The organism is Microvirga sp. GN3 (genome assembly GCF_055792825.1).
On sequence record NZ_JBVVAK010000094.1, the window covers coordinates 19,669 to 31,088 of the forward strand.

General features: G+C 58.9%; 12 protein-coding genes. 4 read left to right on the plus strand and 8 right to left on the minus strand.

What is annotated here, in order from left to right; all coding sequences use genetic code 11:
- Position 1 precedes the first annotated feature (1 nt).
- From ACS5Q1_RS31835 to ACS5Q1_RS31865, 7 genes are all read right to left on the minus strand, one after another.
- Entirely contained in the window at positions 2–724 is a 723-nt protein-coding gene (locus ACS5Q1_RS31835) for an amino acid ABC transporter ATP-binding protein (protein WP_473101966.1), read from the minus strand.
- A complete protein-coding gene (locus tag ACS5Q1_RS31840) occupies positions 717–1,370 on the minus strand; it encodes an amino acid ABC transporter permease (RefSeq protein ID WP_473101967.1) in 654 nt (217 codons plus the stop codon). The genes ACS5Q1_RS31835 and ACS5Q1_RS31840 overlap by 8 nt, the downstream gene beginning before the upstream one ends.
- A gap of 11 nt (positions 1,371–1,381) precedes the next feature.
- On the minus strand, positions 1,382–2,047 hold the full coding sequence (locus tag ACS5Q1_RS31845) for an amino acid ABC transporter permease (protein ID WP_473101968.1): 666 nt from the start codon (positions 2,045–2,047) through the stop codon (positions 1,382–1,384).
- A gap of 77 nt (positions 2,048–2,124) precedes the next feature.
- On the minus strand, positions 2,125–2,934 hold the full coding sequence (locus tag ACS5Q1_RS31850; RefSeq protein WP_473101969.1) for an ABC transporter substrate-binding protein: 810 nt from the start codon (positions 2,932–2,934) through the stop codon (positions 2,125–2,127).
- A 299-nt stretch (positions 2,935–3,233) separates the two neighbouring features.
- Complete coding sequence (locus ACS5Q1_RS31855; RefSeq protein ID WP_473101970.1) at positions 3,234–4,472, minus strand: NAD(P)/FAD-dependent oxidoreductase; 1,239 nt, start codon at positions 4,470–4,472, stop codon at positions 3,234–3,236.
- Between the two features lie 74 nt (positions 4,473–4,546).
- Positions 4,547–5,569, minus strand: a complete 1,023-nt coding sequence (locus ACS5Q1_RS31860; protein ID WP_473101971.1) for a 4-hydroxyproline epimerase — start codon at positions 5,567–5,569, stop codon at positions 4,547–4,549.
- 78 nt (positions 5,570–5,647) lie between these two features.
- On the minus strand, positions 5,648–5,788 hold the full coding sequence (locus tag ACS5Q1_RS31865; protein ID WP_473101972.1) for a hypothetical protein: 141 nt from the start codon (positions 5,786–5,788) through the stop codon (positions 5,648–5,650).
- Positions 5,789–6,075: 287 nt separating this feature from the next.
- Here ACS5Q1_RS31865 and ACS5Q1_RS31870 point away from each other — a divergent pair, with 287 nt between their 5' ends.
- The 4 genes from ACS5Q1_RS31870 to ACS5Q1_RS31885 all read left to right on the plus strand — a co-directional run bounded on the left by ACS5Q1_RS31870 (position 6,076) and on the right by ACS5Q1_RS31885 (position 10,294).
- Entirely contained in the window at positions 6,076–7,038 is a 963-nt protein-coding gene (locus ACS5Q1_RS31870; protein ID WP_473101973.1) for a dihydrodipicolinate synthase family protein, read from the plus strand.
- Between the two features lie 378 nt (positions 7,039–7,416).
- Positions 7,417–8,013 carry a TRAP transporter small permease gene (locus ACS5Q1_RS31875; protein WP_473101974.1) on the plus strand — a complete coding sequence of 199 codons (597 nt, stop codon included), beginning with the start codon at positions 7,417–7,419 and terminating at the stop codon, positions 8,011–8,013.
- Positions 8,013–9,278, plus strand: coding sequence for a TRAP transporter large permease (locus ACS5Q1_RS31880; RefSeq protein WP_473101975.1), 1,266 nt, complete (start codon positions 8,013–8,015; stop codon positions 9,276–9,278). Before ACS5Q1_RS31875 ends, ACS5Q1_RS31880 begins: the two co-directional genes overlap by 1 nt.
- A 26-nt stretch (positions 9,279–9,304) precedes the next feature.
- The gene (locus ACS5Q1_RS31885; protein ID WP_473101976.1) at positions 9,305–10,294 is read left to right on the plus strand and encodes a TRAP transporter substrate-binding protein; all 990 of its coding nucleotides are present in this window, start codon (positions 9,305–9,307) and stop codon (positions 10,292–10,294) included.
- A 461-nt stretch (positions 10,295–10,755) separates the two neighbouring features.
- On the opposite strand, the gene ACS5Q1_RS31890 is transcribed toward ACS5Q1_RS31885, so the two are convergent.
- The coding region (locus tag ACS5Q1_RS31890; RefSeq protein ID WP_473101977.1) for an aldehyde dehydrogenase family protein at positions 10,756–11,420 on the minus strand (665 nt) is incomplete at its 5' end.

The following is an 11,420-nucleotide window of genomic DNA, read 5'->3' on the forward strand; positions in this document are numbered from 1 at the left end:
TTCAGAGGACCGACTTGAGGAAGTCGATGGTTTCGGGCTTTTGCGGGTTTCCGATCACCTGCTCGGGCTTGCCGATCTCATGAATCAACCCCTTATGGAAGAACGCAACCCGGTCCGACACGTCACGGGCAAAGCGGATCTCGTGCGTAACCAGGATCATGGTCATCCCCTCTTCCGAGAGCATCTTCAGGGTATCCAGCACCTCGCCGACGAGTTGCGGATCCAGCGCCGAGGTCACCTCGTCAAACAGCATATAATCCGGCGACATAGCAAGAGCGCGCGCAATCGCCATGCGCTGCTGCTGCCCACCAGAGAGCTTGGAGGGATAGACTTTCAGCTTCTCGCCGAGACCCACATGGGTGAGTTGCCTGACGGCGATCTCTTCGGCCTCCCTCTTGCTCTTGCCCAGAACCTTGCGGAGCGCGAGCATAACGTTTTCGAGTACGGTGAGATGCGGAAACGCGTTCCACTGCTGGAACACGATGCCAATCCGCTGCCGGAGCTTGTTGAGGTCCGTACCGCGGGCATGCACATTGATCCCGTCGACAAGGATCTTTCCCCCCTGGATCGGCTCGAGACCGTTGATGCACATGAGCATCGTAGACTTGCCCGAGCCCGAGCCACCAATGACCGAGACCACCTCGCCTTTCTGAACCGTCAGACTCACGCCTTTCAGCACCTCGAGGGTACCGAAAGATTTGCGGACATCTTTCAACTCAATCATTTTCGCGCCACCGCTTTTCGAGCCGCGCCCCGAGCCGTGCAATCGGGAAGCTCATGAGGAAATAGATCAAACCAGCAATCGAGAGGACGAAGAGCGGTTCCTGGATGCGGGTCACGATGACCTGCGACGCCCGCAGCAATTCGACGATACCGATCCAGAGAACGAGCGCCGTGTCCTTCATGACGCCGAGCGTAAGGCCAATCCAGCTCGGGAGCGCAACACGCAAGGCCATCGGGAAGACGATGTTGGTCAGGTCCTGCGTGTAGGTCATGCCCAAGGAGCGAGCGGCCCGGCGCGTGGTCGGCGGAACGGCCAGGATGCCGCCGCGCACGATCTCGGCACAGTACGCCGCCGTATAGAGGGCGAGCACCACGCAGCCTACCGTGAAGGCAGATACCTGGAGCTTGAGGATGGACTTGAACGAGTTTGCGAGCACGAACTGGATTAGGAGAGGGACCGAACGCAGGATGTCCAGCACGAAGCCAACTGGCGCGTTAACCCACCACGGCGACGTGGCCCGGATGAGACCAAAGAGCATGCCCAGGATAGTGCCGCCGAGCACTGCCCAAAACGTGATGGTCAGCGTCGTTCCCGCGCCCTGAAGTAAGAAGAGAACGTCATTCCAGGTGAGACTTGTCTCGAACATCACAAGCTCCCTTAGTACCGGAACAGGCGCCAGGCGAAGAGGCGCGATGAGAGGGTGATGAGCTTGGCCATCAGGTAATAGATCACGCCCGCTATGGCAAAGAATTCGAAGGTACGGAAGGTGCGCACGTTCAGGTCCTGCGTGACGCCCGTGAGATCGGTATTGAGGCCGACCGTGACGCCGAGCGAGGTCATCAGCAGCGCCCAGACCATCTGGTTGGTCATGGGATAGAACACGATGCGGAACATCTGCGGCAGCACGATGAGGCGGAAGGCCTGCGGCGCGGTCATGCCGAGCGAGCGAGCGGCACGCGTCTGTGTAAAGGGAATCACGCGAAGGCCGCCGCGGAAGGTCTCCGCGAGATAGCCCGCATTGTTGAAGGCGATGCCGGCGAGAAGCGCCACATAGGAATCGAGATGAATTCCGAAGGAGCCCAAGCCAAAATACGTCATGTAGATCTGGAACAGGGCCGGCGTGTTGCGGGCCAGCTCGACCCATCCCGTCGAGAAGCTATAGAAGACCTTGTTATTCGACTGGCGGCCGAGCGCCAGGAACACAGCGAGGACGACACCGATCACCATCGACAGCACGGCGATCTGGAGAGACACCAGAGCGCCCCACAGCATGTCTGGAAGGGCATTGAAGGCCGGGCGCCAATGAAATGTATAATTCAGCATGATGGGGCGGTCCAAACGACTGAGGGGCCTTGGGAAGAACGGAGGCATTGCTTTGCCCCCGCTCGTTCAACGGCTGATCAGCGATAGACGCCTTTAACAGTGAGGTCAGGCGCCTCACCGCCGCCCACCCACTTGTCGTACAGTTCCTGGTAACGACCGGTGCGAACCTGCTGATTTACGAAGAGGTTGAGGTAGTTGAGCAGCCCCTGCTCCTGGCGCAAGCCAATCAGGGAGACGTAGTCGGTCACGTAGGGCGCATCGTCCTTGACCACGAAGCCTTTGAATTTGCCGGATTTGACCGTCGCCTGGGCCACCGTATTGGTGACGACGGTCGCGTCGATCTGGCTCTGTGAGAGTGCCAGGAACACGTCAGCCTGGGTCTGGTACGGACGGAACGAGCCGCCGCCCCACTTCTTGACATCCTTTTCCAGCGCGATCGCCTCGAAGGTGCCGGAGGTCGATCCGGTCTTTTTGCCCTTCAGGCTCTCATAGGTGTTGATGCCGGTATCTTCACGGGTGAGGACCACCATCTTGAAGGCGAAGTAGGGAATCGAGAAGCCGATTGTCTTGGCGCGCTCCAGGGTGTCAGAGGTTGAGGCAACGCCCACATCTGCACGATCCGAGACGAGCGCCGGGATGCGGTCCGGGAACGGGGTCTCGACGATCTCGGCCTTCACGCCGAGCGCCTTGGCAAGATCGTTGCAGGTGTCGACGTCGAAGCCGATCGGCTGGTTCTTCTCGTCGCGCGAGCCCATGGGCGGGAAGTCGAGCGTCACGGCGCAGCGTAGCGTGCCGGAGGCAATTATGTCGTCGAGCTTGTCCGCTTTGGCGGGCATTGCGGCGAGCATGCCAAAAAGAAGAGCAGCCGCGGTGGTCCTTAGTTTCATTTCTCGTTCCCTGGTTGATTCGTGTCTGAGCCCGGCAATTCTCGCCTGAGATCAGTACGTCCACAATCGCATATTGGATACAATTTGCAACATGAAACGATGCTTCAATTCGCCTAAGGTCGTGAGCGGCATTGCGTAGCAGTTGACCAGACGGCTATCTTTTTAGGCGTCCAAAACGTTGGGTTTGGGTCACGCATGTGAGAGAGCAGCGCAGACGTGTGGGCATGATCCACTGTCTTGGCGCCTTCTCCTCCTTCAACTCGAGTTGTGCGTCACATCAACAGCGTTAACCCATTCTATCAAAAACGTTGAGCCGAGAACGGCGTCAGATCGAGAGAACTGGGTTTGCCGTCCATCAGCTCTGTGACGAGACGCGATGTGATGGCAGCTTGCGTCAAGCCGTAATGGCCATGACCGAACGCATAAACGATGCGCTTGTCGCGCCCGGCCTGACCAATGACAGGCAGGGAATCCGGAATTGAAGGACGAAAACCCATCCAGCGCTCGGCAGGCTGATTTCCATCGAGATGCGGTAGGAAGCGCTTGAGGCGTGTGATCATGGCCGAGGTGCGCTCGTGATTGGGCGAAGCCTGCGTTCCGGCGAATTCCACCGAACCACCGACGCGATCGCCGGTGTCGAGCGTCGAAGCGACGAAACCTTCGCCCTCGAACATCACCGGACGGTTGAGGCCGAACGCGCCCTTCGTATAAGTGGCGTTGTAGCCCCGCTCCGTATCAAGTGGAATAGCATCGCCCAGCCGCTTGGCCAGCGCTCGCGACCAGACACCGGCGGAGATCAGAGCACGATCTGCCGTCACAGCCTTCGCCGAACTGTCCGTGCGGATATGAACGGCATCGCTTGCAGGTTCAACGGACAATGCCCTTGCAGGGACAAGTTCGGCCCCGCGTTCCAGCGCGAGCCGCGACAGATCGGCGGCAAGAAGCGCGGGGTCGGAGACGTGGCAGCCATCCTGATAGAGGACTGCCGCTTCGACGTTGTGCAGCGCTGGCTCAATGTCCTTCAGGTCCTCTGGCTTAAGGACTTCCAGCGGGATACCGAAATTCTTCTGAAGGCTAATGATGTCTTCAGCCCGCAGGAAGTGGTTGCGATCTCGCCAGACCGAGAGAATCCCCTTCTCACGAAGATGGCCTTCCAAGCGTAGAGAAGAGAGAAGTGCTTTCCAGCAAGGTAGGGCCTCTGCGTTAATCGCGCGAATCGCGGCGATGCTGGATTTGATACGCGCAGGAGATGAGGCTAAGACGAAACGCAACAGCCACGGCGCCAGAGCGGGAAGATAAGCTGGTCTGATGCTGAGTGGCCCGAGCGGATCCATCATCCAGCGAGGCAGATTTCTCCAGGCCTTGGGCGACGCCAGTGGCATCACGTCCATATGCGCGATCCAGCCCGCATTGCCGTCGGTCGGCCGCTGCGGATTGTTGCCCGGATCGACAAGAGTGACCTGATGTCCCTTGTCGAGAAGAGCATGAGCCGCCGCAAGGCCGATGATACCTGCACCAACTATCGCAATCCGCATCATAAAACCTGTTGTGGAGGAGACCGCAAAGACAAGGGCGACTCGGTCTCCGAGCCGCCCAACGTATTTACTCGATCCTACGTAGAGCGGGTTTGATCCACGACTTGGAAGCCGTTCGCAAAGGGATCCCGGTCGTCGATGATGATCGTGTTGAAGCCCGTTACCCGCGCCCATCCCTCAATGGACGGAATGATGGCATCGCGGTCTCCGACCTTCGCCCGCCCTTCGATGCGCCCGACGAAGGTGGAACCGATGATGCTCTCATGCACAAATGCATCATCCTCTTTCAGCTCGCCACGGGCAGCCAGGTGAGCCATGCGCGCCGAGGTTCCGGTGCCGCAGGGTGACCGATCGATGGCCTTGTCACCATAGAACACGGCATTGCGGGCCGTACCCACCTTGGTCTGCGCGCGTCCCGTCCACAGAACATGGGTCAGGCGATTGATGTCCGGGTTCTCCGGATGAGCGATCCGGTAGCGTGCATTGAATGCCTCCCGCAGCTTCGGGCTCCAGCGCAGGACGTCCGATGGATTGATATCGGCCAAGTCGGAATACAGCGGCTGCGGCTCGACGATGGCATAGAAGTTGCCGCCATAGGCGACATCCACGGTCAGGTGTCCGAGCCCCTCGACTTCAACCTCATAGCCTGTTCCATACAGAAACGAAGGAATGTTGGTGATGCGAACCCGCTCGATGAAGGGGCCATTCTGTTCATAGCGGGCCTCGACGACACCGGCCGGCGTATCGAGACGCAGGAGACCTGGCGTCTTGGGATGGATCAGGCCGTTCTCGAGAGCGATGGTAACGGTGCCGATCGTGCCGTGCCCGCACATGGGAAGACAGCCGGATGTCTCGATGAACAGAATCCCGACATCGCAATCGGGGCGCGTCGGCGGAGAAAGGATCGAACCGGACATCATGTCGTGTCCACGGGGCTCGAACATCAAGCCGGTGCGGATCCAGTCGTACTCCGCCAGGAAGTGCTGGCGCCGTTCGAACATCGTGTCCCCCTTCAACTGGGGAATGCTGCCGCCGCCCACCACGCGGACCGGATTGCCGCAGGTGTGACCGTCGATGCAGAAAAAGGTGTGACGCGCCATAGCTTTGCTCGTAGATAGGATTTTTCTCGTGAATGGACAGAAAGAGGCGAAGGAGATTCTGCTCCCGCCGTCACCTTATCAGGCCCCAGGCTTCAAGCCCACCTCGGGGAGCTTTGGACGATCTTTAAGCGCCTTGCCCATGATCGCCTCGACCTCGGCCTTCTCAGCTCCTTCGAGAGGCAGAAGCGGCGGACGGGTGAGCGCCAAACCGCAGCCCATGATCTCTTCGCACAACTTTGTGCACTGTCCGAAGTCCGAGCGCGGATCTTCACCATTGTTCTATGAGCTCCTACGATGAGGCATTGACTCCAGTTAATGTAGATTGTATAAAATCGCCGATGTCAAGCCGATCTCTGTCCCATCCTCTATAGAGAGGTCGGCGCAGAATCAGGCGATCTTGTTCCGACTAATACTGCTGAAAGGTCTGCGACTGCGCCCGGACAGATTTTGGGGTGTACGGGCGTTGATCGCGTAGGCAGAAAAATAGGCTTTCGAAGGATAACCGCATGAAATCCAACGCTTTTTCCGGCTGCATCCCAGCGCTCATGACACCATGTAAGGCTGATCGCAGCCCCGACTTCGACGCGCTGGTGCGCAAGGGGCAGGAGTTGATCGCGGCCGGTATGTCCGCAGTTGTCTATTGCGGCTCCATGGGCGACTGGCCGCTGCTGACAGACGCGCAGCGTATGGAAGGCGTAGAGCGCCTCGTGAAGGTTGGTGTACCGGTTATCGTCGGAACCGGGGCCGTCAACACCGCGTCCGCCGTTGCCCATGCCGCCCATGCTCAGAAGGTCGGTGCCCATGGCCTGATGGTGATTCCGCGTGTCCTCTCCCGCGGCCCGTCGCTGATTGCACAGCGTCATCATTTCAAGGCGATCCTAGCCGCCGCTCCCGATTTGCCGGCAGTAATTTACAACAGTCCCTACTACGGCTTTGCGACGCGCGCCGACCTCTTCTTCGCCCTGCGTGCCGAGCATCCGAATCTGATCGGCTTCAAAGAGTTCGGCGGCGTCGAGGCACTGACCTATGCGGCCGAGCACATCACCAGTCAGGATGATGGTGTAACGCTGATGGTCGGTGTTGACACCGCTGTGTTCCATGGCTTCGTCAATTGCGGCGCCACGGGTGCGATCACCGGTATCGGCAATGTGCTACCCCGCGAGGTGCTACATCTCTGCGCTCTTTCCCGCGCCGCTGCGAAGGGCGATGCTGAGGCCCGCCAGCGGGCGAAGGAGTTGGAGGAGGCGCTGCACGTCCTGTCTTCCTTCGACGAGGGACCGGATCTGGTGCTGTACTACAAGCATCTAATGGTGCTGAAAGGGAGCCCAGAATACACGCTTCACTTCAATGAAGCTGATGCGCTCTCGGACAGTCAGCGTGGCTATGCTGAGACACAGCTGAAGCTCTTTGACGCCTGGTATGCGGAATGGAGCAAGCAGTCTGGTACGGTGCAGAAATACGCCGCCTGACGGCAATGCGAAAGGCCCTTCCCACTGGGGGGCCTTTCGTTTTTGATATCGCCCCATAGCGACGAACCCAAAGGTCCACATCCGCTCGAGGAGCGCTATCTCCGCGGTGTTGAGGGTGATGCCTCCGGACTTGTGCTGTGCCCGCGTCGTAAAAAAGGCAGCCTGCTCCCATTCGAGGATCGGCTCAACAGCATCTCCGCCTGTCGAAGGCGTTGCCGGGGCGGCCTGCTACGAATTGCCAAGAGAAATGCCTAGCCGGCGCGATTGACCTGTCGATTGTATACGGTATCCCTTTGATTGAAGCTGAATGGAGCTGTGCGAGTGCAAGCGATCGAACGGAATTTATCATCGGCAAGCGAGTCATTGCCGGACTCCCGTATGCCGTTCTGGCCTATACGTGCGCTCATTGCCTTCTCCAACGGACTGCTCGCTGTCGAACGGGTCGCGATCATGGGCCTTATGGCGATCCTGTCCCTGCTGATCCTGGTGAATGTTTCCACCCGGTATGCAGGTCTGCCCATCTATTGGATCGACGAGTCGGCAGTCTATGCGACTGTCTGGCTTACGTTCGTTGGGGCCTCGGCGATGACGCGGCTCCGCCTCGACTTTGCCGTGACCATGCTCACCGAGCGGCTCTCCCCACGGGCACAGACGATCGCGCGGATCATCTCCGCATTGGCCGTCGTCGGTTTCGGCATCGGACTTGGTATCATGTGCTGGCTGTGGATGGATCCGCTTGGCATCGCCCGCGCGGGATTTGATGCAAAAGTTTATGCTGGTGAGAGCTTCAACTTTCTCTACACGGAGCGCACCCAGACGCTGAACTGGCCGACTTGGGTCGTGTATCTCACCTTGCCGATCTTCGCGGCCTCAATGACGCTGCACGGTCTTGCCAACACATTGGAAGATCTGGGTGTTGTCGAGAAAAGCGTCTTCCCGGCATTCCACGCCACCACCAGCGATGGAATCAATTGATGGTCACTTCAGCCGCCTTTGTTGCCATCATGCTGGTTGGTGTGCCAATCGGCTTATGCCTTTGCCTTGCAGGGATTGTCTACATCGCCGCTTCAGGCAACCCGTTGCTATTCCAATCCTATCCGCTTCAGATGTTCAGTGGAGTAGACAGTTACGGCCTGATTGCCATTCCCCTCTTCATTCTGATCGGCGAGATCATGAACGGGGGCGGCATCACGCGCCGTATCGTCGACATGGCAATGGCATTCGTGGGTGCATTGCGGGGCGGCTTGGCCTACGTGAACGTGCTGGCCAATATGTTCGTCTCGTCGATCCTAGGCTCGGCCACGGCTCAAGTTGCAATCATGTCGCAGATCATGGTGCCCGAGATGGAGCGCCAAGGTTACGACAAAACATTCGCGGCGGGTCTTACTGCCTACGCGGGAATGCTTGGCCCGATCATTCCACCATCGGTGATGTTCGTGGTCTACAGTGTGCTGGCCCAGGTGCCTGTCTCAGACATGCTGATCTCCGGTATCATCCCCGGCATTCTTTTGACGGTGCTGTTTTGCGTCATCATCGCGGTGATGGGCTTCATTTACAATTTTCCTGCCGGGGCACGGATGACTCCGCGCGAGCGCGTGATGACTGTGTTCCGTGCGCTGCCTACATTATCAATCCCGGTGGTGATCATCGGCTCCATCCTCACAGGACTCGCCAATGCTACGGAAGCAGCCGCCGTGGGAGCAATTGCGGCGACATTGGTTGGTCGGTACTGGACTCGCGAGTTCCGCTTCTCCCAAATCCCGGAAATGCTGCTCAAATCCGGGATCTACTCGGCCATTGTTCTGTTTCTGGTGGCCGCAGCGGCGGTGTTCTCCTGGATTCTAATCTTCGGCAAGGTTCCACTGGAAGTGGCGGGCTGGATCCAGTCGGTTGCCCGTGATCCGATTACCTTCATGCTTCTGGTGAACGTTATCTTGATTGTCATCGGCACGGTCATCGACGGTATCCCCGGCCTGATCATGACGGTGCCAATTCTCCTACCGATCGCCACCGAGGTCTATCATATCGATCCGCGGCATTTCGGGGTCGTTGTTGTAATCAATTTGGTGCTCGGGCTTCTCTCGCCTCCCGTCGGCCTCTGCTTCTTCGTTGCGGCCGCCGTGACGGGGGCTAAGCCCGGCAAGATGTTCATGGTGACAATACCTTTCTTTGTCATTTCCTTCTTGATGCTGATCATCTTGTCAGTATGGCCCACCCTCTCGCTTGCCCTCATCGATTAACTTGAAGAAGCCATGGAGCACCAGTCATGACGATTTCCCGCCGACATCTTTTCGCCTTAGCAGCGGGCGCGGCTCTACCGCTCGCGACGCCGACGGTACTACGCGCTCAAAGCCGTGAGTTCCGCCTAGGCGTCATTACGCCTCCGAACCATCCCTGGAACAACGCTGCTCTGAAAGTCGGCGAAATGCTGAAGGCGGAAACCAACGGTCGCCTGTCGCTTACCGTTTTCCATGCCGGCCAGCTCGGCAATGAAGCCGCTATGATGCAGCAACTCCAGTCGGGTGCCCTCGATATGGCCTTCATCCAGGCCGCCGAGCTTGGCTCGCGTGTCCCGGCGATTGCGGCAATCAACGCTCCCTACGTGGTGCGTTCCACGGAGGCTGTGGCGAAGCTCGTTCGTCATCCCGTCGCGCTCAGTCTGTTCGACTACCTTCCAAAGGAGACCGGCACGATTGGCCTTGGTTGGGGCATCACGTCGATTCGTGCGGTATTCTCGGCGAAGGACATCTCGTCCACCGCCGACTTGAAAGGCATGAAGCTGCGGATCAATCCGACCCCCGCCTACCGTGATTTCTACCAGATCCTGGGAGCAGCTCCCACACCAATCCCGACTCCACAGGTATTCGATGCAATGGCTAATGGCCAGGTCGACGGCCTCGAGGCGGATCTCGACTTCTCCTGGAATCAGCGCTTTGATCGGGTCTCTAAGACCATCCTGCGGATGAATGCCGTTCACATGCCCATGGTGGCGCTGGTCTCCGGCCGGGTCTGGACCACCCTGCCAGCGGCCGATCGTGAGCTGATCTCTAAAGTTACCCGTACAGCGCTTGATGCCGAGATCGATGAGATTGTTGCCAACCAGCCTGGCCTCTTGGAGAACTTCTCAAAACAACCGGTCAAGATCGTCGTTGCTGACGTGAAGGACGCGGATCCGGTGATCGCCGAATATGACAAGATTTGGCTTCCGAAGGCCCCTGTCCTCGCGGAGCTGCGCAAGATCGGCGCCACGCTCTGAAGCGCCATTTCTACCGCTGAGTACGGCGGATGCTTCACCCGCCTAGTTTCGCAGCCTGACGCCCGACGTCAGGCTGCAGCTTTGAGCGCGCCCCTACAAGGGATAAGTTAATGATGAGCATCCAGGTACATATGACAACGACAGATCCAACAATCTGTACGGCAGAGAGGCATCCGTCCTAGCCAAACGTGCCGATGAGTACGGCATCAATAATCAGTGCGAACTCAACAATGATGATGTTGATCGATCCGTTGATAGCGATCGGTCTGAAGCTGATCTTCCCCGCTTTTACGCACACCTTTGATATGCTCCTGCGGGAGCGGGAAGGCGTTTGACGAAAGACGAGGCGGGAATTCACACCCGAGGTTGACGAGAGGCGGTCGCCCTGCTGGAAAGCAGCAGCCGGCTTCTCCAGATTGCGGTAGAGCTGGGAATCTCTCCGTCCATACGGCCTGTATCAGTTACTCGCTTCCCTTGGTCTTCGGCACGTAAGGCCCATTGCCGTCGAAGGTGTAGGCGGTCTTGACCGTGGTATAGAACTCCTGCGCGTAGCGGCCCTGCTCGCGCGGACCGTAGGACGAGCCCTTCCGGCCGCCGAACGGCACGTGATAGTCCACGCCGGCGGTGGGCAGGTTCACCATCACCATGCCGGCCTCGGCATTGCGCTTGAAGTGGCTGGCGTATTTCAGGCTCGTGGTGCAGATGCCCGTCGACAGGCCGAACGGCGTGTCGTTGGCCAGTTCCAGCGCCTCGTCGTAATCCTTCGCGCGCGTCACGGTCGCCACGGGCCCGAAGATCTCTTCGCGGGCCACGCGCATCTGGTTGCTCACCTCCGTGAACAAAGCCGGCGCCAGATAGAAGCCGGGGGTGTCACGCTTCAGAAGCTCGCCGCCGGCCACCAGCTTGGCGCCTTCCTCCTGACCGATCTTGATGTACTTCAGATCTTGGTCGAGCTGGCTCTGGTCGACCACCGGGCCGATCTGCGTGCCGCTTTTAAGGGCATCGTCGATGACGAGCCCCTGCATGCGCTCCTGCATGGCCGCCACGAACCGGTCGTGGATGCCGTCCGTCACGATCAGGCGCGAGGAGGCGGTGCAGCGCTGGCCGGTGGAGAAGAAGGCCGAGT